Origin of the sequence: Klebsiella sp. JB_Kp031, assembly GCF_040064295.1 — a bacterium.
Classification (GTDB): Bacteria; Pseudomonadota; Gammaproteobacteria; order Enterobacterales; family Enterobacteriaceae; genus Klebsiella; species Klebsiella quasipneumoniae.
In genome coordinates, this window is sequence record NZ_JBEAJW010000028.1 from 46,915 (window position 1) to 70,878 (window position 23,964).

Annotated in this window: 23 protein-coding genes and 1 other annotated feature; of the genes, 16 read left to right on the forward strand and 7 right to left on the reverse strand. The window is 57.7% G+C overall.

Features of this window, described 5'->3' with window-relative positions; translation table 11 throughout:
- Window positions 1-92: 92 nt before the first annotated feature.
- Genes yidC through rpmH form a run of 4 tightly spaced genes read right to left on the reverse strand, consistent with a single transcriptional unit; the run spans window position 93 to window position 2,478 of the window.
- On the reverse strand, window positions 93-1,739 hold the full coding sequence (gene yidC / locus ABLV64_RS12780) for a membrane protein insertase YidC (protein WP_017899657.1): 1,647 nt from the start codon (window positions 1,737-1,739) through the stop codon (window positions 93-95).
- A gap of 2 nt (window positions 1,740-1,741) precedes the next feature.
- Window positions 1,742-1,999 carry a membrane protein insertion efficiency factor YidD gene (gene yidD, locus ABLV64_RS12785; protein ID WP_004151536.1) on the reverse strand — a complete coding sequence of 86 codons (258 nt, stop codon included), beginning with the start codon at window positions 1,997-1,999 and terminating at the stop codon, window positions 1,742-1,744.
- A complete protein-coding gene (gene rnpA / locus ABLV64_RS12790; protein ID WP_004151535.1) occupies window positions 1,963-2,322 on the reverse strand; it encodes a ribonuclease P protein component in 360 nt (119 codons plus the stop codon). Before rnpA ends, yidD begins: the two co-directional genes overlap by 37 nt.
- Window positions 2,323-2,337: 15 nt before the next feature.
- On the reverse strand, window positions 2,338-2,478 hold the full coding sequence (gene rpmH, locus ABLV64_RS12795; protein WP_000831330.1) for a 50S ribosomal protein L34: 141 nt from the start codon (window positions 2,476-2,478) through the stop codon (window positions 2,338-2,340).
- 621 nt (window positions 2,479-3,099) lie between these two features.
- Here rpmH and dnaA point away from each other — a divergent pair.
- The 8 genes from dnaA to ABLV64_RS12835 all read left to right on the forward strand — a co-directional run bounded on the left by dnaA (window position 3,100) and on the right by ABLV64_RS12835 (window position 13,957).
- Entirely contained in the window at window positions 3,100-4,503 is a 1,404-nt protein-coding gene (gene dnaA, locus ABLV64_RS12800; RefSeq protein ID WP_004202285.1) for a chromosomal replication initiator protein DnaA, read from the forward strand.
- A 4-nt stretch (window positions 4,504-4,507) separates the two neighbouring features.
- Window positions 4,508-5,608: a DNA polymerase III subunit beta gene (dnaN, locus tag ABLV64_RS12805; protein WP_004145090.1), complete on the forward strand. Its 1,101-nt coding sequence runs from the start codon at window positions 4,508-4,510 to the stop codon at window positions 5,606-5,608.
- A 148-nt stretch (window positions 5,609-5,756) separates the two neighbouring features.
- The gene (gene recF / locus ABLV64_RS12810; protein WP_004202283.1) at window positions 5,757-6,830 is read left to right on the forward strand and encodes a DNA replication/repair protein RecF; all 1,074 of its coding nucleotides are present in this window, start codon (window positions 5,757-5,759) and stop codon (window positions 6,828-6,830) included.
- 28 nt (window positions 6,831-6,858) lie between these two features.
- The gene (gene gyrB / locus ABLV64_RS12815; RefSeq protein ID WP_004202281.1) at window positions 6,859-9,273 is read left to right on the forward strand and encodes a DNA topoisomerase (ATP-hydrolyzing) subunit B; all 2,415 of its coding nucleotides are present in this window, start codon (window positions 6,859-6,861) and stop codon (window positions 9,271-9,273) included.
- Window positions 9,274-9,471: 198 nt separating this feature from the next.
- Complete coding sequence (yidA, locus tag ABLV64_RS12820; RefSeq protein WP_004202280.1) at window positions 9,472-10,284, forward strand: sugar-phosphatase; 813 nt, start codon at window positions 9,472-9,474, stop codon at window positions 10,282-10,284.
- 150 nt (window positions 10,285-10,434) lie between these two features.
- On the forward strand, window positions 10,435-11,517 hold the full coding sequence (locus ABLV64_RS12825; protein WP_004202278.1) for a hypothetical protein: 1,083 nt from the start codon (window positions 10,435-10,437) through the stop codon (window positions 11,515-11,517).
- A gap of 20 nt (window positions 11,518-11,537) precedes the next feature.
- On the forward strand, window positions 11,538-12,653 hold the full coding sequence (locus tag ABLV64_RS12830) for a BamA/TamA family outer membrane protein (RefSeq protein WP_162492921.1): 1,116 nt from the start codon (window positions 11,538-11,540) through the stop codon (window positions 12,651-12,653).
- 77 nt (window positions 12,654-12,730) lie between these two features.
- A complete protein-coding gene (locus ABLV64_RS12835) occupies window positions 12,731-13,957 on the forward strand; it encodes a DUF3748 domain-containing protein (protein WP_043522864.1) in 1,227 nt (408 codons plus the stop codon).
- Between the two features lies 1 nt (window position 13,958).
- Here the strand turns inward: ABLV64_RS12835 and ABLV64_RS12840 are convergent, their stop codons facing one another.
- Window positions 13,959-14,291 (reverse strand): YceK/YidQ family lipoprotein, encoded by a 333-nt coding sequence (locus ABLV64_RS12840; protein ID WP_004202272.1) that lies wholly within the window; start codon window positions 14,289-14,291, stop codon window positions 13,959-13,961.
- A 244-nt stretch (window positions 14,292-14,535) separates the two neighbouring features.
- Window positions 14,536-14,611: a sequence feature (ROSE (Repression Of Heat Shock gene Expression) occurs in the 5'-region of heat shock genes and acts as an RNA thermometer to modulate expression.), on the forward strand.
- Here ABLV64_RS12840 and ibpA point away from each other — a divergent pair.
- The 3 genes from ibpA (at window position 14,605) to ABLV64_RS12855 (ending at window position 17,370) form a co-directional block, all read left to right on the forward strand.
- Window positions 14,605-15,018, forward strand: coding sequence for a small heat shock chaperone IbpA (ibpA, locus tag ABLV64_RS12845; protein WP_004151523.1), 414 nt, complete (start codon window positions 14,605-14,607; stop codon window positions 15,016-15,018). (Overlaps the previous feature by 7 nt.)
- 116 nt (window positions 15,019-15,134) lie before the next feature.
- Window positions 15,135-15,563 carry a small heat shock chaperone IbpB gene (gene ibpB / locus ABLV64_RS12850; protein ID WP_004145074.1) on the forward strand — a complete coding sequence of 143 codons (429 nt, stop codon included), beginning with the start codon at window positions 15,135-15,137 and terminating at the stop codon, window positions 15,561-15,563.
- A gap of 145 nt (window positions 15,564-15,708) precedes the next feature.
- The gene (locus ABLV64_RS12855; RefSeq protein WP_004202271.1) at window positions 15,709-17,370 is read left to right on the forward strand and encodes a putative transporter; all 1,662 of its coding nucleotides are present in this window, start codon (window positions 15,709-15,711) and stop codon (window positions 17,368-17,370) included.
- Here ABLV64_RS12855 and ABLV64_RS12860 read toward each other — a convergent pair.
- On the reverse strand, window positions 17,338-18,084 hold the full coding sequence (locus ABLV64_RS12860; protein ID WP_004202269.1) for a GntR family transcriptional regulator: 747 nt from the start codon (window positions 18,082-18,084) through the stop codon (window positions 17,338-17,340). The two genes, ABLV64_RS12855 and ABLV64_RS12860, sit on opposite strands and share 33 nt — an antisense overlap.
- A 298-nt stretch (window positions 18,085-18,382) precedes the next feature.
- Here ABLV64_RS12860 and ABLV64_RS12865 point away from each other — a divergent pair, with 298 nt between their 5' ends.
- The 5 genes from ABLV64_RS12865 to ABLV64_RS12885 all read left to right on the forward strand — a co-directional run bounded on the left by ABLV64_RS12865 (window position 18,383) and on the right by ABLV64_RS12885 (window position 22,621).
- Entirely contained in the window at window positions 18,383-20,005 is a 1,623-nt protein-coding gene (locus ABLV64_RS12865; RefSeq protein ID WP_004202268.1) for an alpha-glucoside-specific PTS transporter subunit IIBC, read from the forward strand.
- Complete coding sequence (locus ABLV64_RS12870) at window positions 20,002-21,324, forward strand: 6-phospho-alpha-glucosidase (RefSeq protein WP_017899668.1); 1,323 nt, start codon at window positions 20,002-20,004, stop codon at window positions 21,322-21,324. Before ABLV64_RS12865 ends, ABLV64_RS12870 begins: the two co-directional genes overlap by 4 nt.
- A 100-nt stretch (window positions 21,325-21,424) precedes the next feature.
- The gene (locus ABLV64_RS12875) at window positions 21,425-21,772 is read left to right on the forward strand and encodes a DUF202 domain-containing protein (protein ID WP_004202264.1); all 348 of its coding nucleotides are present in this window, start codon (window positions 21,425-21,427) and stop codon (window positions 21,770-21,772) included.
- The gene (locus ABLV64_RS12880) at window positions 21,762-22,124 is read left to right on the forward strand and encodes a DUF202 domain-containing protein (protein WP_017899669.1); all 363 of its coding nucleotides are present in this window, start codon (window positions 21,762-21,764) and stop codon (window positions 22,122-22,124) included. The genes ABLV64_RS12875 and ABLV64_RS12880 overlap by 11 nt, the downstream gene beginning before the upstream one ends.
- A 74-nt stretch (window positions 22,125-22,198) precedes the next feature.
- Window positions 22,199-22,621 (forward strand): regulator, encoded by a 423-nt coding sequence (locus ABLV64_RS12885; protein ID WP_080848126.1) that lies wholly within the window; start codon window positions 22,199-22,201, stop codon window positions 22,619-22,621.
- Between the two features lie 3 nt (window positions 22,622-22,624).
- Here ABLV64_RS12885 and dsdA read toward each other — a convergent pair whose 3' ends face one another.
- Window positions 22,625-23,953 carry a D-serine ammonia-lyase gene (gene dsdA / locus ABLV64_RS12890; protein ID WP_080848128.1) on the reverse strand — a complete coding sequence of 443 codons (1,329 nt, stop codon included), beginning with the start codon at window positions 23,951-23,953 and terminating at the stop codon, window positions 22,625-22,627.
- Window positions 23,954-23,964: the final 11 nt, after the last annotated feature.

The window sequence follows — 23,964 nt, forward strand, 5'->3', positions numbered from 1 at the left end:
GGTCCATTGACCGCCTTCTCTGGCATTAACGTTACCGTAACTACTCTAAGTTATTCAAGTCGCAGATGCGTTGCCTTGAAGAATGAAGAGTATCAGGATTTCTTCTTCTCGCGGCTATGCAGGCCACGCTTCTCCAGACCACGGTAAATCAGCTGCTGCTGAATAATGGTCACCAGGTTGCTGACGATGTAGTACACCACCAGGCCAGACGGGAACCACAGGAAGAACACCGTGAAGATGACCGGCATAAAGGTCATGATCTTCTGCTGCATCGGGTCAGTCACGGTGGTCGGCGACATCTTCTGGATGAAGAACATCGTCGCGCCCATGATGATCGGCAGGATGTAGTACGGGTCCTGAGCAGACAGGTCGTGGATCCACAGGATAAACGGCGCATGACGCAGTTCAACCGAGGCGCTCAGCATGTAGTACAGCGCAAGGAAGATCGGCATCTGAATAATCAGCGGGAAGCAGCCGCCCAGCGGGTTCACTTTCTCCGCTTTATACAGCGCCATCATCTCCTGGCTTTGACGTTGTTTATCGTCGCCCAGACGCTCGCGCATGGCCTGAATCTTCGGCTGCAGCATACGCATCTTCGCCATGGAGGTGTACTGCGCTTTGGTCAGCGGGTACATGATGCCACGAACGATAAAGGTGATGACGATGATCGAGAAGCCCCAGTTGCCGAGGAAGCTGTGGATGAACTTCAGCAGCTTGAACAGCGGTTGGGAGATGAACCACAGCCAGCCGTAGTCGACGGTCAGATCCAGGTGCGGCGCGACGGCAGCCATTTTGTCCTGAATCGCCGGGCCGACCCACAGCGTGCTCTGCAGTTTGTCGGTTTGGCCAGGCTGTACCAGTACCGGCTGGGATTTATAGCCGATAGCAACAATGCCGTTGCCGAGGTTGGCGGTATAGAAGTTATTCGTCCCGTTATTCTGCGGCACCCACGCGGTGGTGAAGTACTGCTGCAGCATGGCAACCCAACCGTTTTTGGTGCTAACGTTCAGGTTTTCGTTATCCAGAATGGTATCGAATTTGTATTTTTCGTATTTCGAATCCGCGGTGGAGAACGCTGCGCCACGGAAAGTATGCATCGTGGACAGGCCGCCGGTCTGCGTATCGCGACTGGACGGCAGCGCAGCGGTCTGCTTCAGCTGACCGAAGGTCGAGACTTCCAGCGGTTTCTCGCTGGCATTCTGCACGCTATAACCGACGTTCACCGCATAGCCACCGCGTTTCAGGGTGAAGGTTTTGGTGAAGACGTTGCCGGCTTTGTCGGTGTAGGTCAGCGGGATGACGAGCTCATCCTGGCCATCGGCCAGCACAAACGCCTCTTTATCGACGCTGTACAGCGGACGCGGGCCGTTTGCCGGGTTATCCGGACCGTCACGGCCGGTTAAGCCGCTCTGCGCCTGGTAGACAAACTGCGGGGTGGTTTCCAGTAACTGGAACGGTTCGGTCGATTTCAGCGTTTTTGGATACGCCAGAAGCAGCGCCTGCTCAATATCGCCACCGTTGGTGTTGATAGTCAGCTCAAGCACGTCGGTTTTAACCGTAATCAGTTTCCCCTGGCCACTGGCCGGTACGCCCTGGTCGGCGGCGCTACCCGCTGCTGTGGTCGTAGTCTGCGTGGTCTGCTGCTGGGGTTGCGGATTTTTGTCCTGCTCCCAGGCTTGCCAGATCATGAAAGACACGAACAACAAAGCGATGATAAGAAGATTGCGTTGCGAATCCATCGTTAGTGTTCTCTGGTATCAAATGGTCCAGGCGGGACGGGATCGTCACCACCAGGGTGTAAAGGGTGGCATTTTAATACGCGTTTCATCGTCAACCAACTGCCTTTTATCACTCCAAACCTGCGTAAGGCCTCAATTCCGTATTGAGAACAGGTTGGGGTGAAACGACAATGCGGCCCGAGTAGCGGACTAATCAGGCGCTGATAAACTCGAATCAGGCCGATCAGGACCCGCGAGCCAGGCGACAATGGCGGCGCCATAATTTTTCCAACGCTTCCGAGAGAGCACGGTTATCGAGGTCGGCAACCCCTCTTTTCGCCACCACCACGAAATCCATAGGTGGGAGTTCATGTTGACGCAAACGAAAACTTTCACGCGTCAGACGTTTAATCCGATTGCGTTCATGTGCGCGTTTCACGTTTTTCTTGGCGACGGTGAGACCGATGCGGGGATGCCCCAGCGAATTCAGGCGGCCGAGGATGGTGATTTGCGGCGTGCCAGCCCGTTGTGGCTGCTGGAAGACGAAAGTGAAATGACTGGGAGTTAACAAGCGTAACTCCCTGGGAAATGCGAGCTTAACCACGCAGGGTTAGCTTTATTACTTGGAAACGGTCAGACGAGCGCGGCCTTTAGCACGACGACGTGCCAGAACCTGACGACCATTTTTAGTAGCCATACGAGCACGGAAGCCGTGAGAACGGTTGCGCTTCAGTACAGACGGTTGAAAAGTGCGTTTCATGGCGATTTCTACCTAAACTTGAATAAATTCACTGACTTTTGCGTAGACCCGAACGAACTTCGAACGACTTACGCCTCAGCGTGGGTGATTAAAGAGGCCGGATTGTAATAATTGTACACTCCGGAGTCAATTCTCTTTCCTTATTTCTCGCACCTCGTCGCACAAAAAATAAGCTGAGACGTGTGACGAAAACGGGCATTACGCGCCGGGTGGGGGATTATACGGCCTGGCCAGTAAAGCGCAAGGATCCTGAAGGATCTTTGTTAGATCGTTTGCGCCCAAAAGCGGCATAGCTCATTAATTTTTCCAATATGCGGCGGAAATCGTGCTTCACTCCTTCCAGGATCGATTACACTTACCCGGTTTCGATCCTTCCTGTGGATAAATCGGGAAGAATCTGTTGAGAAACACAAGATCTCTTTCTCAGTTTAGGCTATGATCCCCGGTCCCGATCGCGATCCCCGGATCCGCAGCGGGAAATAACCGCAGATAGCGGTTCGCACGTCACCCCTTTTGTGCAGGGGCTTTTCGGCTAATGCAGGGTCTTGTCGACGTGTGCCAACAATCACGATTGTTTCAGTTTTTCTTTGATATCGATTTTATGTTCGAGTGGAGTCCGCCGTGTCACTTTCGCTTTGGCAGCAGTGTCTTGCCCGATTGCAGGATGAGTTACCAGCCACAGAATTCAGCATGTGGATCCGCCCATTGCAGGCGGAACTGAGCGATAACACGCTGGCACTGTATGCGCCAAACCGTTTTGTGCTCGACTGGGTAAGGGACAAATACCTCAATAATATCAATGGACTCCTCAATGATTTTTGCGGTGCGGACGCCCCGCAGCTGCGTTTTGAGGTGGGCGCTAAGCCCACCAGCTCGCTGCAGAAAGGAGCGGTAAGCCCGGCCGCAGCGACTATCCCGGCGGCGCAGGTGCAGACCGCGCGCGTGGCGCCGACGATCGTGCGCCCTGGCTGGGATAATGTCCCGGCGCCAGCGGAGCCGACCTACCGTTCTAACGTTAACGTGAAACACACGTTTGATAACTTCGTCGAAGGTAAATCTAACCAGCTGGCCCGCGCGGCGGCGCGTCAGGTGGCGGATAACCCGGGCGGCGCCTACAACCCCCTGTTCCTTTATGGCGGGACGGGTCTGGGCAAAACCCACCTGCTGCACGCGGTGGGGAACGGTATCGTGGCCCGTAAACCGAACGCCAAAGTGGTCTATATGCACTCGGAGCGTTTCGTTCAGGACATGGTTAAAGCGCTGCAGAACAACGCCATCGAAGAATTTAAGCGCTACTACCGATCCGTTGACGCCCTGCTGATCGATGACATTCAGTTCTTCGCCAATAAAGAGCGATCCCAGGAAGAGTTTTTCCATACCTTCAATGCTCTGCTGGAAGGTAATCAGCAGATCATTTTGACCTCGGATCGTTATCCCAAAGAGATCAACGGCGTAGAAGATCGTCTGAAATCCCGCTTCGGCTGGGGGCTGACGGTGGCGATCGAGCCGCCGGAGCTGGAAACCCGCGTCGCGATCCTGATGAAAAAAGCCGATGAGAACGACATCCGCCTGCCGGGTGAAGTAGCGTTCTTTATTGCCAAGCGTCTGCGCTCAAACGTGCGTGAGCTGGAGGGGGCGCTGAACCGCGTTATCGCCAACGCCAACTTCACCGGCCGGGCGATCACCATCGATTTCGTGCGCGAAGCGCTGCGCGATTTGCTGGCGCTGCAGGAAAAACTGGTCACCATCGACAATATTCAAAAGACGGTGGCGGAGTACTACAAGATTAAGGTAGCGGATCTGCTGTCCAAACGCCGCTCCCGTTCGGTGGCGCGTCCTCGCCAGATGGCGATGGCGCTGGCCAAAGAGCTGACCAACCACAGCCTGCCGGAAATCGGCGATGCGTTTGGCGGCCGCGACCATACCACCGTGCTGCACGCCTGCCGCAAGATTGAGCAGCTGCGTGAAGAAAGCCACGACATTAAAGAAGATTTTTCCAATTTAATCAGAACATTATCCTCGTGACGCTATGAAATTTACCGTAGAACGTGAACATTTATTAAAACCGCTGCAACAGGTGAGCGGTCCGTTAGGTGGTCGTCCGACGCTGCCCATTCTCGGTAACCTGCTGCTTCAGGTCGCGGACGGCGCGCTGTCGCTGACCGGTACCGATCTTGAAATGGAGATGGTGGCGCGCGTGGCGCTGGTTCAGCCGCACGAAGCGGGCGCCACCACCGTTCCGGCGCGTAAATTCTTTGATATCTGCCGCGGCCTGCCGGAAGGCGCGGAGATCGCGGTGCAGCTGGAAGGCGATCGCATGCTGGTGCGTTCCGGCCGCAGCCGCTTCTCGCTGTCGACCCTGCCCGCTGCCGATTTCCCGAATCTTGACGACTGGCAGAGCGAGGTGGAATTTACCCTGCCGCAGGCGACCATGAAGCGTCTGATCGAAGCGACCCAGTTCTCGATGGCGCACCAGGATGTTCGTTACTACTTAAACGGTATGCTGTTCGAAACCGAAGGCAGCGAACTGCGCACCGTTGCTACCGACGGCCACCGTCTGGCGGTCTGTTCGATGCCGCTGGAAGCGTCGCTGCCGAACCATTCGGTGATCGTGCCGCGTAAAGGGGTGATTGAGCTGATGCGGATGCTCGACGGCGGTGATACGCCGCTGCGCGTGCAGATTGGCAGCAATAACATCCGCGCCCACGTCGGCGATTTTATCTTCACTTCGAAGCTGGTTGATGGCCGTTTCCCGGATTATCGCCGCGTATTGCCGAAAAATCCGGATAAACACCTCGAAGCGGGCTGCGATATTCTGAAGCAGGCTTTTGCCCGCGCGGCGATTCTCTCCAATGAGAAATTCCGCGGCGTGCGGCTGTACGTGAGCGAAAATCAGCTGAAAATCACCGCCAATAACCCGGAGCAGGAAGAAGCGGAAGAGATTCTGGACGTGACCTACGCCGGAACGGAGATGGAGATTGGCTTCAACGTTAGCTACGTGCTGGATGTGCTGAACGCGCTGAAGTGCGAGAATGTACGGATTCTGCTGACGGATTCGGTGTCGAGCGTGCAGATTGAGGATGCGGCTTCGCAATCCGCCGCCTACGTTGTCATGCCAATGCGATTGTAGAATCTGCAAAGGGGCTGGTTTACTTGCCATTTCGCCTTCCGGCAGTGCTCGAAATGCTCACGTACTTCGTGTACGCTCCGCTTTCTGCGCGCTGGCGGTAGACGAACTGGCTGCGACACCCACGCCCCTTGAATGATGACGAGCTGATATGTCGCTATCCCGACTCCTGATCAAAGACTTCCGCAATATTGAACATGCGGATCTCGCTTTATCTCCCGGCTTTAACTTCCTGGTTGGCGCCAACGGCAGCGGCAAAACCAGCGTGCTGGAAGCCATCTACACGCTTGGCCACGGCCGGGCGTTTCGCAGTTTGCAAATTGGCCGGGTGATCCGCCACGAGCAGGATGCGTTTGTTCTGCACGGGCGTTTACAGGGCGAAGAGCGGGAAACCGCCATCGGCCTGACCAAAGACAAACAGGGCGACAGCAAGGTGCGTATCGACGGCACCGACGGCCACAAAGTGGCGGAGCTGGCGCACCTGATGCCGATGCAGCTGATTACGCCGGAGGGGTTTACTTTACTCAACGGCGGCCCCAAATACAGAAGAGCATTCCTTGACTGGGGATGCTTTCATAACGAAGCCGGATTCTTCACCGCCTGGAGCAACCTGAAGCGCCTGGTCAAGCAGCGCAACGCCGCGCTGCGTCAGGTCAGCCGCTATGCCCAGCTGCGGCCATGGGATCTGGAATTAATCCCGCTGGCGGAGCAGATCAGCCGCTGGCGTGCCGAATACAGCGCCGCTATCGTCGAAGACATGGCGGATACCTGTCAGCAATTTTTACCGGAATTCTCGCTCTCTTTCTCCTTCCAGCGCGGCTGGGAAAAAGAGACCGACTACGCTGAAGTGCTGGAGCGGAATTTCGAGCGCGACAGAATGTTAACCTATACCGCCCACGGCCCGCATAAAGCGGATTTCCGTATTCGTGCCGACGGGGCGCCGGTGGAAGATACCTTGTCGCGCGGGCAGCTTAAGCTGCTGATGTGCGCCCTGCGTCTGGCGCAGGGCGAGTTCCTCACCCGCGTCAGCGGGCGGCGCTGCCTGTACCTGATAGATGATTTTGCCTCGGAACTCGATGATGCCCGCCGCGGTCTGTTATCCAGTCGCCTGAAAGCGACGCAGTCGCAGGTTTTCGTCAGCGCGATCAGCGCTGAGCACGTTATGGACATGTCGGACAAAAATTCGAAGATGTTCCGCGTGGAAAAAGGTAAAATAACGGATTAACCCAAGATTAAATGAGCGAGAAACGTTGATGTCGAATTCTTATGACTCCTCCAGTATCAAAGTCCTGAAAGGGCTGGATGCGGTGCGTAAGCGCCCGGGTATGTATATCGGCGACACGGATGACGGCACCGGTCTGCACCACATGGTATTCGAGGTTGTGGATAACGCTATCGACGAAGCGCTCGCGGGTTACTGCAAAGATATCGTGGTGACCATCCACAGCGATAACTCCGTCTCCGTCCAGGATGACGGCCGCGGCATCCCGACCGGCATTCACCCGGAAGAGGGCGTCTCCGCAGCGGAAGTTATCATGACCGTCCTGCACGCTGGCGGTAAATTCGATGATAACTCCTATAAAGTCTCCGGCGGTCTGCACGGCGTAGGCGTCTCGGTGGTAAACGCCCTGTCGCAGAAGCTGGAGCTGGTTATCCAGCGCGATAACAAAGTTCACAAGCAGATGTACGAACACGGTGTGCCGCAGGCGCCGCTGGCCGTGACTGGCGAAACCGACAAAACCGGCACCATGGTGCGTTTCTGGCCAAGCCTGGAAACCTTCACCAACGTCACCGAGTTTGAATACGATATCCTGGCGAAACGCCTGCGCGAGCTGTCGTTCCTGAACTCCGGGGTCTCTATCCGCCTGCGCGATAAGCGCGACGGCAAAGAAGATCATTTCCACTACGAAGGCGGCATCAAGGCGTTCGTTGAGTATCTCAATAAGAACAAAACGCCGATCCATCCGAATATCTTCTATTTTTCTACGGAAAAAGACGGTATCGGTGTGGAAGTGGCCCTGCAGTGGAACGATGGCTTCCAGGAAAACATTTACTGCTTTACCAATAACATTCCGCAGCGTGACGGTGGTACTCACCTTGCCGGCTTCCGTGCGGCGATGACCCGTACCCTCAACGCCTACATGGACAAAGAGGGCTACAGTAAAAAAGCGAAAGTCAGCGCCACCGGCGACGACGCCCGTGAAGGCCTGATTGCCGTGGTATCGGTGAAAGTGCCGGATCCGAAATTCTCCTCACAGACCAAAGACAAGCTGGTCTCCTCCGAGGTGAAATCGGCGGTTGAGCAGCAGATGAACGAACTGCTGAGCGAATACCTGCTGGAAAACCCGTCCGATGCGAAAATCGTGGTCGGCAAAATTATTGACGCCGCGCGCGCGCGCGAAGCCGCGCGTCGTGCCCGTGAGATGACCCGCCGTAAAGGCGCGCTGGATCTGGCTGGCCTGCCGGGCAAACTGGCGGACTGCCAGGAACGCGACCCGGCGCTCTCCGAACTGTACCTGGTGGAAGGGGACTCTGCGGGCGGCTCTGCTAAACAGGGGCGTAACCGCAAGAATCAGGCGATCCTGCCGCTGAAGGGTAAAATCCTCAACGTTGAGAAAGCCCGCTTCGATAAAATGCTCTCTTCCCAGGAAGTGGCCACGCTGATCACCGCTCTGGGCTGCGGCATCGGGCGCGATGAGTACAACCCGGACAAACTGCGCTATCACAGCATCATCATCATGACCGATGCGGACGTCGACGGCTCGCACATTCGTACCCTGCTGTTGACCTTCTTCTATCGTCAGATGCCGGAGATCGTCGAGCGCGGCCACGTCTATATTGCCCAGCCGCCGCTGTACAAAGTGAAGAAAGGCAAACAGGAACAGTACATTAAAGACGACGAAGCGATGGATCAGTATCAGATCGCTATCGCTCTTGACGGTGCGACCCTGCATACTAACGCCAATGCGCCGGCGCTGGCGGGCGAACCGCTGGAAAAACTGGTTGCCGAGTTTAACGCCACCCAGAAAATGATTGGCCGCATGGAGCGCCGCTTCCCGAAAGCGCTGCTGAAAGAGCTTATCTATCAGCCGACCCTGACCGAGGCCGATCTGGCTGACGAACAGAAGGTGACCCGCTGGGTGAACACGCTGGTATCCGAGCTGAATGAGAAAGAGCAGCACGGCAGCCAGTGGAAATTTGATCTCCACGAGAACAAAGAGCTGCAGCATTTTGAACCAGTTATTCGCGTTCGTACCCACGGCGTGGACACCGACTATCCGCTGGATAATGAGTTCATTATGGGGCCGGAATATCGCCGTATCTGTACCCTGGGCGAGAAACTGCGCGGCCTGATGGAAGAAGATGCTTACATCGAGCGCGGCGAACGTCGTCAGCCGGTGGCCAGCTTCGAGCAGGCCCTGGACTGGCTGGTGAAAGAGTCCCGTCGCGGCCTCTCTATCCAGCGCTATAAAGGTCTGGGCGAGATGAACCCGGATCAGCTGTGGGAGACCACCATGGATCCGGACAGCCGCCGCATGCTGCGCGTCACCGTCAAGGATGCCATTGCTGCCGATCAGCTGTTCACCACCCTGATGGGTGATGCGGTTGAACCACGTCGCGCCTTTATCGAAGAAAACGCCCTGAAAGCGGCGAATATCGATATCTAAGCCGTGTTCCCCCGGAGCGAGTTTGCCCGGGGTAACGGAATGTCTGAGCCCGGTCGCATGGCGCGACCGGGCTTTTCTTTGCCAGTAAAAGAGGAATCCTCTGCTGCGGTTCCATCCCCCTTTCTGGCCGACACTTTTACTGTTTTTTGAGCGGAATCGCGTTAGCATGAGGGAAGACTCATCTTACCCGGGGATCCTATGGCTATTAAACTGATTGCAATCGATATGGACGGCACTCTGCTGCTGCCAGACCATACCATCTCTCCTGCGGTGAAAGCCGCCATTGCCGCGGCGCGTGAGCGCGGCGTCAACGTGGTGCTGACCACCGGCCGCCCTTACGCCGGCGTTCACAGCTATCTGAAAGAGCTGCATATGGAGCAGCCGGGTGATTACTGCATTACCTACAATGGCGCGCTGGTGCAAAAAGCCGGGGACGGCAGCACCGTGGCGCAAACCGCGCTGAGCTATGACGACTATCGCTTCCTCGAACAGCTCTCCCGCGAAGTCGGCTCCCACTTCCACGCGCTCGATCGCAATACGCTGTATACCGCAAACCGCGATATCAGCTACTACACCGTGCATGAATCCTATGTGGCAACCATCCCGCTGGTGTTCTGCGAAGCGGAAAAGATGGACCCTGAAATCCAGTTGCTGAAAGTCATGATGATCGATGAGCCGGCGATCCTCGACCAGGCCATCGCCCGTATCCCGGCGGAAGTGAAAGAGAAGTACACCGTGCTGAAAAGCGCGCCTTACTTCCTCGAAATACTGGATAAACGCGTCAATAAAGGCACCGGCGTGAAGTCGCTGGCCGATGCGCTGGGTATCAAACCAGAAGAGATTATGGCGATTGGCGATCAGGAAAATGATATCGCGATGATTGAATTTGCCGGCGTCGGCGTGGCGATGGATAACGCCATTCCGGCGGTTAAAGAGGCGGCGAACTTCATTACCAAATCGAACCTCGATGATGGCGTCGCCTTCGCTATTGAAAAATACGTTTTAGCGTAAGCTTCCTTCAGGCCCGGCGTTCTTCGGGCCTGTCTTCTCTTTTTTCATGAACAGATGTTAATCCGCATTTAAATCCCTTATTCCGCACAGGGGATTCTATAAGCTACCCGCCCTCTTTTTTTGCAATTCAGAACTAACATCAGATTTTTCATGAATAAACGCCATTATTTGATGTTGGTTACGCTGCCATTCGCCTCTGTTCAGATTTGCGCGGCCGCGGAACCAACGACGCCGCTTGAGCCGGCGTACGCCTATCACGGCGCCGAGCCTGCGGATCTGCCGGCGCCGGTCGACACCGAGACTGAGACAGCGGAATCGGCGCCGATATTGCCATTTCTAGGCGATGAGGCCAGAAAACGTGGCTACGTCCTGCCGCTGCCGTTTGGCGTCAGCATTAATTATATGGATATGCGGCAGAATATTAATGTCGACAGCATTAGCTTCACCGGCCTGTCGCTGGACGGCCGCAATATCGATTGCGGTAAGGATCCTGTTTGCAAACACGCCGTGAAGAACATTTTCGCTAAGGGGCCGGTCTCACTGGATAACGCCTTCCAGATTGGCGTTGGTCATACGCGGGAAAGCAGCAAAACCGAGACGCTCAAGCTGGATGCCTGGCTGCTGCCGTTTATGAATGTTTATGGTCTCGTCGGACACACCGAGGGACACTCCATTTCGCAGATTGCCGTCGGCCTGAAGGGACCGAACGGCAAAGTGGTGCCCATGCCCGGGATGCAGGACCTCGACTTTCGCCTCGATTTTAAAGGTACCACCTATGGGATGGGCACCACGCTGGTGGGCGGCGTCGGCAACTGGTTTACGGTGCTGGACGCTAACTACACCCAGACCCGCTTTGATATCCTCGACGGCAGCATTGATGCGTTTACCTTTTCGCCGCGCGTAGGCTATCGTTTCAATACGCCTTCGGTCGATGCGCTACATCTCCCCGCCGGTAAGCTGAACCTGTGGGTCGGCAGCATGTATCAGGACGTGCAGCAGGAGTTTAAGGGCAGCCTTAACGATCTCTCGATGCCGTCGCCGCTGCTGCAGAATATGGTCAACCTGGCCAACCAGGACAATAACGGTCGCTTCGATGTGAAGCAGCATCTGCAGTCGCCGTGGAACGTGCTGGTGGGCGCACAGTATGAGCTGACGCAGAATTTTAACATCACCACGGAGTTTGGTTTTGCCGAACGTAACAGCTTCTTTATCTCCGGTGAGTATCGCTTTTGAGCCGACCGCTTAACCCTGTTCTGTTGCTTCTGACATGCGCGCTATGCGCGCCGGTCCAGGCCAAGGCCATCAGCCGCGAGCAAATCGACGGCTGGCTGCAGCATCTCGGCGCCAGCGATAAGTTCGACGCCAGCAAAGGCATTGACTGGGGCATGATGCCCGGTCCGTTTTATACGCCGGAGCTGGGGCTGGGCATCGGCACTGCCGTCGTCGGTCTCTACCGTCCCGATCCGCAGGATACCACCAGCCAGAATTCCACGCTGACGCTCAGCGGCTACGCCAGCTCCACCGGGGCCTTTGGCCTTAGCGTGAAAAACTACGCTTTTTTTGACCACGACCGATGGCGAATTTTTGTTGATGGTTCAATGGCCAACACCCCGACGTACTTCTGGGGACAAGGCTTTCATGCCGGCGATAAAGACAACGAAAAAGAGAAATATACCGCCCAGGTGCTGACCCTGCGCCCGACGGTCTACCGGCAGCTCATCGACAATGTTTATCTCGGCGCTGGATGGTCGCTGGCGGCGCAGAATGCCGATAAGATGGACCATAACGATCTGCCGAAAATTGAAAATACCCCGCAGGGACCGTCGGTATTCAGCTCGGGTGCCAGCGTCGCGCTCAACTGGGACGATCGCGACTTCGTCCCCAACCCGCGCCGGGGTCAGTATGCCAACTTCCGTTACACCCACTATGCGCCCGGCTTAGGCAGCGATACCCGCTTTGAAGAATTTCAGCTGCACTACAGCCATTATCATGCCCTCAGCGAGAAGAGCGTCCTCGCCTGGGAGGCCGATGGCGCCTTCACCCAGGGCGAGGTACCGTGGAGCATGATGCCGCTGCTGGGCAGCGATGAACGGATGCGCGGCTACTACCAGGGGCGCTACCGGGATAAAAACGTCGTCAGCGGTCAGCTGGAATATCGCCGGCAGCTCACCTGGCGGCACGGGATTGTCGCCTGGGCCGGGGCGGGAACCATGGGGCCTTCACTGTCGTCGCTGAATAATGACCGCTGGCTGCCTTCGGCGGGCGTTGGCTACCGCTTTGAATTCAAACCTCGCGTTAACGTTCGCCTCGACTACGGTATCGGCAAAGGCAGCAGCGGCTTTTACTTCCAGGTCGGCGAAGCGTTTTAAGCTCGTCGCCGGGCATTCAACCCGGTGCGGATTGCGGTATGCTAAGGCTACTCTCATATCGGCCCGGTCAGCACACCATGAAACAAGTTACCTTTGCTCCTCGCAACCACCAGCTCACCAACACCCGCACCTGGACCCCCGACAGCCAGTGGCTGGTGTACGACGTCCGCCCGTCCGGCGCGTCGTTCACCGGCGAGACCATAGAGCGAGTGAACGTAAACAGCGGCGCGGTGGAGACCATTTATCGTGCCACGCAAGGCGCGCACGTCGGCGTGGTGACCGTGCATCCAACCCAGGAGCGCTACGTGTTCATTCACGGCCCCGAGCGGCCGGATGCACAGTGGCAGTATGATTTTCATCACCGTCGCGGGGTGGTGGCCTTTCAGGATACCGTCGAGAATCTGGACGCCATGGACATTACCGCCCCTTACACCCCCGGGGCGCTGCGCGGCGGCAGCCACGTCCATGTCTATAGCCCCAACGGCCAACTGGTCAGTTTTACCTACAACGATCATGTGTTGCATGAGCGCGACCCGGCGTTGGATCTGCGCAACGTCGGCGTGGCGGCGCCGTATGGACCCGTGACGCCGCCGGGCCACCATCCGCGCGAATACGGCGGCAGCCACTGGTGCGTGCTGGTGAGCCGCACGACGCCGACTCCCGCGCCGGGCAGCGATGAGATTAATCGCGCCTATGAAGAGGGCTGGGTCGGGAACCATGCGCTGGCGTTTATTGGCGATACGCTGGCGGAAAACGGCGACAAAGTCCCGGAGCTGTTTATTGTCGAGCTGCCGCAGGATGAAGCCGGCTGGAAGCAGCCCGGCGGGGCGCCGCTGGCGGGCACCGCAACCACGATGCCGGCGCCGCCGGCGGGCGTCAGTCAGCGTCGTTTGACCTTCACCCACCATCGCCGCTACCCGGGGCTGGTGAACGTTCCGCGCCACTGGGTGCGCGCCAATCCGCAGGCGACGGCGATAGCCTTTCTGATGCGCGACGACGCCGGCGTAGTGCAGCTATGGCTTATTTCCCCGCGGGGGGGCGAGCCGCGGCAGTTGACGCATCACGCGTCGGGTATCCAGTCGGCGTTTAACTGGCATCCGTCGGGAGAGTGGCTGGGCTTTGTACTGGAGGGGCGGATTGCCTGCTGTCATGCCGGCACAGGCGATATCACCTTTTTAACCGAGGCGCATGCTCATGCGCCCTCGGCGGACGCGATCGTCTTTTCGCCAGACGGTAAACAGATTGCCTGGATGGAGGAGGTGGACGGTTATCGTCAGCTGTGGGTTACGCAGACCGGGCGATAACTTACTGGGCAGGCATCGGCGCTGGCGGGATCACCGAGTTGGTCGCCAGCGTGGCCTTCTCGCTCTTTTCGACCCGAGATTTGATTGAGCTGTCGGTGCGGAACATATCCCACGGCAGCAGCAGGGTATCCATGACGGCGGTGAACGGCATGTCCAGCGCCACCAGCGATTTCACACCCCAGTTGGTATTGCTGTCCCCCAGCGTTTGCGCACTGGATCGCGTGCCCGGATAGGTTCCCTCTTTGCCACCGGTATGTGACATTACGCTGGAGCAACCGCTCAGGCTTATTATCCCGCTGAACAGGACCAGCTTTAACAGTCGTCTGCTTTTCATTGTTCTTCCATCGTCGTTTCGGGCGTTGAGATAACCTTGTTGGGTTATATCGGGCCATCCCGTGAATGCATAGCGTTATTGCGCCGCACTGTGGCGGGCATCGCACTTTGCTTTTTGTGCTCCTCCCCCCAGTCTAAGCAATCATCGGCAAACTGCAAAAAAAAACGCCCCGAATCCCTTGAAAAGGACGGGGAGAAACCCATTTTATAGGTGTAACCCGCTGAGAATACGCCTGAGGGGTATTCCGGATTACCGCGGCCTGTCCACGATGGAAGGTCATTTGATTCTCGCTGATTTTCAGGAGCTATTTATTATGCGTAACTTCGATCTCTCCCCGCTTTATCGTTCAGCCATTGGTTTCGACCGCCTGTTTAACCTGCTGGAAAACAATCAAAGCCAGAGCAATGGCGGCTACCCTCCGTATAACGTCGAGCTGGTAGACGAAAACCACTATCGCATCGCCATCGCGGTGGCCGGCTTTGCTGAAAGCGAACTGGAGATCACCGCCCAGGACAATCTGCTGATCGTCAAAGGCGCCCACGCTGCCGAGCAGAAAGAGCGGACCTACCTGTATCAGGGGATCGCCGAGCGCAACTTCGAGCGCAAATTCCAGCTAGCGGAAAACATTCATGTCCGCGGCGCCAACCTGGTAAACGGTCTGCTGTATATCGATCTGGAACGGGTGATCCCGGAAGCGAACAAGCCGCGCCGTATCGAAATCAACTAATTGTCTCTCTCAGGCCGCAAGGCGGCCTGATGTAACAACCTGCTCGCCGTCAGGGAGCAGATGCGAATTCACGCAATTCGCAGACATTCACTCGCTTCTTAGAAGGAGAAAACAGTATGCGTAACTACGATTTATCCCCCCTGCTGCGTCAATGGATCGGTTTTGACAAACTGGCCAGCGCCCTGCAAACCGCCGGTGAAAGCCAGAGCTTCCCGCCCTATAACATCGAAAAAAGCGACGATAACCACTACCGCATCACCCTTGCGCTGGCCGGTTTCCGTCAGGAAGATCTGGATATTCAACTGGAAGGCACCCGTCTGGTGGTAAAAGGCACGCCGCAGCAGCCGGAAAAAGAGACCACCTGGCTGCACCAGGGGCTGGTGAGCCAGGCCTTCAGCCTGAGCTTTACCCTCGCTGACAACATGGAGGTCTCTGGCGCGACCTTCACCAACGGTCTGCTGCATATCGATCTGACCCGCAATGAGCCTGAGCAGATCGCCCCGCAGCGTATCGCCATCAGCGAACGACCGGCGTTAAATAGTTAATTAAGCGAATAACTTATAAGGCCCCGATTTTCGGGGCTTTTTTGTGCCTGTCTGTTTGCTGGTATTGTGCGCCAGGCAGCATACAACCCGCCTGGTCGCGGTCATAATCCCTGTTAATAATAATGTTATTCACAGGGACGGTACCATGAGTGAGATAGCATTGACGGTCAGCGTACTGGCGCTGGTGGCGGTGGTTGGGTTGTGGATCGGCAATGTCAAAATCCGCGGCGTTGGCTTTGGTATTGGCGGCGTGTTATTTGGCGGCATTATCGTCGGTCACTTTGTCGATCAGGCGGGCGTCGCCCTCAGCAGCCCGATGCTGCATTTTATTCAGGAATTCGGCTTGATCCTGTTTGTCTACACCATCGGTATCCAGGTGGGACCGGGCTTTTTCGCCTCGCTGCGGGTCTCAGGCCTGCGGCTCAATCTGTTCGCTATCCTGATCGTGATTCTCGGCGGCCTGGTCACCGCGGTGCTGCATAAGCTGTTCAATATTCCTCTCCCGGTGGTGCTTGGCATCTTCTCCGGCGCGGTGACCAACACGCCGGCGCTGGGGGCCGGGCAGCAAATCCTGCGCGATCTCGGGGTGCCGTTCGAGGTGGTCGATCAGATGGGGATGAGCTACGCGATGGCGTATCCGTTCGGCATCTGCGGCATTCTGCTGACCATGTGGCTGGTGCGCCTGTTCTTTCGCATCAATGTCGAGAAAGAGGCCCAGCAGTTTGAGGAGAGCAGCGGCAACGGCCATGCCCATTTGCACACCATCAACGTGCGGGTGGAGAACCCCAACCTCCACCAGATGGCGATTCAGGATGTGCCGATGCTCAACAGCGACAATATCGTCTGTTCGCGGCTGAAGCGCGGTGAGCTGCTGATGGTGCCTGCGCCGGGAACCCTTATCCAGGCCGGCGATCTGCTGCACCTGGTGGGGCGGCCGGAGGATCTGCACAATGCGCAACTGGTGATCGGCCAGGAGGTGGCCACCTCGCTGTCAACGCGCGGCACCGACCTGAAGGTGGAGCGGGTGGTGGTGACTAACGAGAAAGTGCTGGGGAAGAAAATACGCGATCTGCACGTCAAACAGCGCTATGACGTGGTGATCTCCCGGCTTAATCGCGCAGGCGTCGAACTGGTGGCCAGCAGCAGCGCCAGCCTGCAGTTTGGCGATATCCTCAACCTGGTCGGCCGTCCGGAGGCGATTGACGCCGTGGCCGCCGAGCTGGGTAACGCCCAGCAGAAGCTGCAGCAGGTTCAGATGCTGCCGGTATTTATCGGCATCGGCCTCGGGGTACTGCTGGGTTCTATCCCGTTGTTTATTCCCGGCTTCCCCGCCGCCCTGAAGCTGGGGCTGGCCGGGGGGCCGCTGATTATGGCGCTGATTCTCGGGCGCATCGGTAGCATCGGCAAGCTGTACTGGTTTATGCCGCCGAGCGCCAACCTGGCGCTGCGCGAGCTGGGGATCGTGCTGTTTCTGGCGGTGGTCGGGCTAAAATCGGGGGGCGACTTTGTGGCGACCCTGACCCAGGGCGATGGCCTGAGCTGGATCGCTTACGGCATTTTCATCACCGCCATCCCGCTGCTGACGGTAGGCATTCTCGCGCGCATGCTGGCGAACATGAACTATCTGACGCTGTGCGGCATGCTGGCCGGCTCGATGACCGACCCGCCGGCGCTGGCCTTCGCCAACAATCTGCACGCCACCAGCGGCGCGGCGGCGCTCTCTTACGCTACCGTCTATCCGCTGGTGATGTTTCTGCGGATTATCACCCCGCAGCTACTCGCCGTGCTGTTCTGGGGGCTGAGCTAGCGGGCTGTGCGTCTGGACGCGGCGCAGATGGTAGTCCACCTGATACTCGCTGGCGTTGCGGAACATGACCGAATAGTTAAGAAACTCGCCGCTGTCGCTGTAGGAAAGGGAGGTAATACGCAGCAGCGGCGTCTGCTCCGGGACGTTCATTGAGCGCGCCAGCTGCTTGTCCGCCAGCACCGGCGTCAGCGTTTCATAGTTCCCGCTGATGATGATCCCGCACTCCTTCTCAATATAATCAAATTTCGACCCTTCCAGATGACTCAGCGACAGGTTGCGGAACAGCTTCACCGGCATATAGCTATCCTCCAGCATCAGCGGCTTGCCGTCGACGAAGCGCACCCGCCGTGAGAAGTAGATCCGTTCATCAATTTTAATCCGCAGCAGACTGGCGATGGCCGGCGGGGCGGGCATCACCTCGAAGGCCAGCACCTGACTCACCACCTCTTTACCCTGTTTGCGCAGCACTTCCGCCAGGCCGGTGAGATTGCTGGTTTCATGATGGACGTCTTTGCGCGCCACGTAGGTCCCCGAGCCGTGACGACGGACCACCAGCCCCCAGTCCACCAGCAGGTCGATGGCTTTGCGGATGGTCATGCGCGCCACCCCGAACTCCTCGGCCAGTTTTTTCTCTCCCGGCAGCGGGCTGCCGATGGCGAAGTCGGCAGAATTCAGCCGTAGCCGCAGGCGGTCAGCAATGGATTTGTAGATCACCAGTAGTCCTCTTGTCCAGGAAAGGGCGAGGTTATTTTCTTCACCTGTTAGCAAAAAATAGGTTTTAAGACAGATAGTTATTATCCATTCATTAGATCGATTACATCCTTTAGCTTATCGATGTCTAACTTTTGTTAGCGAAGTAGACAACTTTGGCCAAATTAAAACCATGAAAGCGATCACGAATCGCAACGGCGCGGCATGTTGTCGGACGGGCAAATTCCTATTCTCGAGTGAGGCCGGTAACCAAGAAAAAGAAGGCCATTCACCCTACGAGTTGTTATATGAGGATTTCCCAATGCTCAGTCAAATACAACGCTTTGGCGGCGCCATGTTTACCCCGGTTTTATTGTTTCCTTTCGCCGGGATCGTGGTCGGTATCGCCATTATGTTGCGCAACCCGATGTTCGTCGGCGAAGCGCTGACCGCACCCGACAGCCTGTTTGCACAAATCGTTCACATCATCGAAGAGGGCGGTTGGACCGTCTTTCGTAATATGCCGCTGATTTTCGCCGTCGGCCTGCCGATTGGCCTGGCGAAACAGGCCCAGGGCCGGGCCTGTCTGGCGGTACTGGTGAGCTTTCTCACCTGGAACTACTTTATCAATGCCATGGGGATGACCTGGGGCCACTTCTTCGGCGTCGACTTTTCCGTTGAACCCACGGCCGGCAGCGGCCTGACGATGATTGCGGGGATTAAAACCCTCGACACCAGCATTATCGGGGCGATCGTCATCTCCGGCCTGGTGACGGCCCTGCATAATCGCTATTTCGATAAACCCCTGCCGGTGTTCCTCGGCATCTTCCAGGGCTCATCGTTCGTGGTCATTGTCGCCTTCCTCGCGATGATCCCCTGCGCCTGGCTGACGCTGCTCGGCTGGCCAAAAGTCCAGCTGGGTATTGAATCGCTACAGGCCTTCCTGCGCTCTGCCGGCGCGCTTGGGGTGTGGGTTTACATCTTCCTTGAGCGCATTCTGATCCCCACCGGCCTGCACCACTTCGTCTATGGCCCGTTCATCTTTGGCCCGGCGGTGGTGGAGGGGGGACTACAGGTCTACTGGGCAGAGCATCTGCAGGCGTTCAGTCAGAGTACGGAACCGCTGAAGACGCTGTTCCCGGAGGGCGGCTTTGCCCTGCACGGTAACTCGAAAGTGTTTGGTTCGGTGGGCATTGCGCTGGCGCTCTACTTCACCGCCGCGCCGGAAAATCGCGTCAAGGTTGCCGGCCTGCTGATCCCCGCCACGTTGACCGCGATGCTGGTCGGGATCACCGAGCCGCTGGAGTTCACCTTCCTGTTCATCTCGCCGCTGCTGTTCGCCGTCCACGCAGTGCTGGCGGCGTCCATGGCGACGGTAATGTACATCTGCGGGGTGGTGGGCAATTTCGGCGGTGGCCTGCTCGACCAGTTCTTGCCGCAAAACTGGATCCCAATGTTTCATCACCACGCCTCGATGATGTTCATTCAGATAGGTATTGGTCTCTGTTTCACCGCTCTCTACTTCGTGGTCTTCCGCACCCTGATCCTGCGTCTGAACCTGAAGACGCCGGGCCGGGAAGAGAGTGAAATCAAGCTCTACAGCAAGGCCGACTATCAGGCAGCGCGGGGTAAAACCACGGCGGCGGCCGTGCCAGAGACCCGGCTGGGCCAGGCCGCTGGCTTCCTGCAGGCCCTCGGCGGCGCCGGCAACATTGAAAGTATCAATAACTGCGCCACCCGACTGCGCATCGCACTGGTCGATATGGCGAAAACGCAAAGTGACGACGTCTTTAAAGCGCTGGGCGCCCACGGGGTAGTTCGCCGCGGCAACGGGATTCAGGTCATCGTCGGCCTGCACGTTCCCCAGGTGCGCGACCAGCTGGAAAACCTGATGAAAGATTCTCTTTCGACCGAACATACCACCATGACGGAGGCAGTATCATGAAAAAATTCTCAGTTGTTATCGCAGGCGGCGGCAGCACCTTCACTCCGGGCATTGTCCTGATGCTGCTGGCAAACCAGGATCGTTTTCCGCTGCGGTCGCTGAAATTTTACGACAACGACGGTGCGCGCCAGGAGACCATCGCCGAGGCGTGCAAAGTGATCCTCAAAGAGCAGGCACCGGAGATTGAATTCAGCTATACCACCGATCCGCAGGCGGCATTTACCGATGTTGATTTCGTCATGGCGCATATCCGCGTCGGGAAATATCCGATGCGTGAACAGGATGAGAAAATCCCGCTGCGCCACGGCGTGCTGGGCCAGGAGACCTGCGGACCGGGCGGGATCGCCTACGGTATGCGGTCTATCGGCGGCGTGCTGGAGCTGGTGGATTATATGGAAAAATATTCGCCGAACGCCTGGATGCTCAACTACTCCAACCCGGCGGCGATTGTGGCGGAAGCCACCCGCCGTCTGCGGCCAAACGCCAAAATCCTCAACATCTGCGATATGCCAATCGGTATCGAAGGGCGGATGGCGCAGATTGTTGGCCTCAAAGACCGTAAACAGATGCGCGTGCGCTACTACGGCCTTAACCACTTCGGCTGGTGGACTTCGATTGAGGATCTCGACGGCAACGATTTGATGCCAAAACTGCGCGAATATGTGGCGAAATACGGCTATGTGCCGCCTTCTAACGACCCGCACACCGAGGCCAGCTGGAACGACACTTTTGCCAAAGCGAAAGATGTGCAGGCGCTGGATCCGCAGACCATGCCGAATACCTATCTGAAATATTACCTGTTCCCGGACTACGTGGTGGCCCACTCCAACCCGGAACGCACCCGCGCCAATGAGGTGATGGATCATCGCGAGAAAAACGTCTTCAGCGCCTGCCGGGCGATTATTGCCGCCGGGAAATCCTCCGCTGGCGATTTGGAAATTGACGAGCACGCGTCGTATATCGTCGATCTGGCGACGGCCATCGCCTTTAACACCCAGGAAAGGATGCTGCTGATTGTGCCGAACAACGGCGCGATCCATAACTTTGACGCTGACGCGATGGTGGAAATTCCTTGCCTGGTGGGTCACAACGGGCCGGAGCCGCTGACGGTCGGCGACATCCCGCACTTCCAGAAAGGGATGATGAGCCAGCAGGTGGCGGTGGAAAAACTGGTGGTCGATGCCTGGGAACAGCGCTCTTACCACAAGCTGTGGCAGGCGATTACCCTGTCGAAAACCGTGCCGAGTGCCTCGGTGGCAAAAGCGATCCTCGACGACCTGATTGCCGCCAACAAAGATTACTGGCCGGAGCTGCATTAATCCCCGCCGTTGACCGGCGCCCTGCGGGGCGCCGGTTCTTCTCCCCGGTTCCTGATTTACGCTATGCTGAAGCCTGCTGCGCGATGAACAAGGAACCGTCATGAAAATCTCCCGCCTCGGCGAAGCGCCGGATTACCGCTTTTCGCTGGCTAACGAACGTACCTTTCTGGCATGGATCCGCACGGCGCTCGGTTTTCTCGCCGCTGGCGTCGGTCTTGACCAGCTGGCGCCAGACTTTGCCACGCCGCTGATCCGTGAAATTCTCGCCCTGCTGCTGTGCCTGTTTGCCGGCGGCATGGCCATCTATGGCTATCTGCGCTGGCTGAATAACGAGAAGGCGATGCGCCTGAAGCAGGATCTCCCCTATACCCGGACGCTGCTGGTGATTAGCATCCTGCTGCTGGCGGTGGTGGTCGCGGTGATGCTGCTGGTGCTGTATGGCGGATAAACGCCGGGCGCGGCGGGAAAGCGACCCGGGACTACAGCCAGAGCGTACCTCGCTGGCCTGGTTTCGCACCCTGTTGGGCTATGGCGCGCTGATGGCGCTGGCGATTAAGCACAGCTGGCACCGCGCCGGACTGCCTTTCTGGCTGTCGATCGGCGTGCTGGCGATAGTGGCGGTGATCCTCTGGGGCTATACCCGCCGTCGTCATCTGATGGACGTCGACGACAGCGATTTTTTACAGCCGCGGGCGGTTCGTGACAAATTTTTGATCGCACTCGCAGTACTTTCTCTGGCATTCCTGTTTGCTGTTACTCACCTTCAACAGATCGTTTTATTCATTAGGGATATGTCATGACAGGATGTCCGGCGAATTTGCCTCTCACTCATGCCCCCGGCCAGCAACATGACACTCCCTTTCAGGCTGTCGTTGTGGAGGCGCATCATTGCCATCAACCGCAGGCGTTCTATGCGCAGCTGCGTCAACAGGGACTCACGGCTATCCATTTTATTCCGCAGCTGGGGACCGGCGACGCCGTGCTTTGGGGTGAGTTTCTCTGCGCAGTCTTTCACCGCTGGGTGCGGGAAGATATTGGCCGTATCAATATTTTGCTGTTTAGCGAGACGCTGAGCGCCTGGTGCGGCGAGTTGATAACGCAGGCGGGGGCGCTGGCGGCCAACAGCGCCTGCTACGGCTGTCCGTGGCTACGCCTGTGCCGCTGCGGCGAACAGGAAGACCCGCTGTGCGCGGGTTACCGGCAGTTTTACGATCTCAGCGGGCCCTATATGCGGGTGATGCGGGACCTGCGCCGACAGCAGCGGCCGCCAGAGGCGTTGATGCCGCTGCTGCGCTGAAGATTAGCGCCCCTTCGCCAGATACTGCGCCATCTCCTCTTCCGGCACCATTCCGCCGCCGGTGGCCCACACCAGGTGGGTCGCCTGCTGCAGCTGTTGCTCACTCAGCCCCTGCAGCTGATGGTACGCTTTGCTGGCACAGACGCGCTGCGGCCCGGCCATTCCGGCCAGCGCGGAGGGTTCAAGGCGGATATTTTCCGCTGTCGCCAGCCAGCCCAGCATGTCATACATCGTCTGGTCATCAAGGGTATAGAACCCGTCGAGCAGGCGCTCCATTGCCCGGCCAACGAAGCCGGACGCCCGGCCGACCGCCAGACCGTCGGCGGCGGTCAGATTATCAATGCCTAAATCCTGCACCGCTATCTGGTCATGAAGCCCGGTATAGACGCCGAGCAGCATGCAGGGGGAGTGGGTCGGTTCGGCGAACAGGCAGTGAACGTGGTCGCCAAAGGCCAGCTTGAGGCCAAACGCCACGCCGCCAGGGCCGCCGCCGACGCCGCACGGCAGGTAGACGAACAGCGGATGGTCGGTATCGACCACCCGTCCGGCTTTGGCGAACTGCGCCTTCAGGCGCTCGCCGGCCACGGCATAGCCGAGGAACAGCGTGCGCGAATTTTCATCGTCGATGAAAAAGCAGTTTGGGTCGTATTCCGCCGCCTTGCGCCCCTGTTCGACCGCCACGCCGTAGTCCTCTTCATACTCCACCACCGTCACGCCGTGGCTGCGCAGTTTGGCCTTTTTCCACGCCCGGGCGTCTGCGGACATATGCACGGTAACCTTAAAGCCGATGCGGGCGCTCATGATGCCGATCGACATCCCGAGGTTGCCGGTGGAGCCGACGGCGATGCTGTACTGGCTGAAGAACTGTTTAAACTCCGGCGTCAGCAATTTGCGATAATCGTCTGCGGTAGTCAGCAGTCCGGCTTCCAATGCCAGCTTTTCCGCATGGGTCAGCACTTCATAAATGCCGCCGCGCGCTTTGATCGAGCCGGAGATCGGCAGATGGCTGTCTTTTTTCAGCAGCAGTTCGCCGCCAATCGGCTGGCCGAATTTTTGCTCAAGGCGGTGCTTCATTGCCGGAATGGCGACTACTTCCGATTCGATAATCCCACCGCTGGCGGCCGTTTCCGGGAAGGCTTCCGCCAGATAGGGCGCGAAGCGCTGAAGGCGGGCATGGGCGCCCTGCACGTCGTCGGCGGTCAGGCCGACGTAAGGCAATCCCTCCGCCAGAGAGGTGGTGGCGGGGTTAAACCAGGTGGTTTCTTTCAGGGCGATCAGATCCTGCACAAGCGGGAAGGTCGCGGTTAAGTTGGTCAATTCAGCGTGTTTCATCATACGTCTCT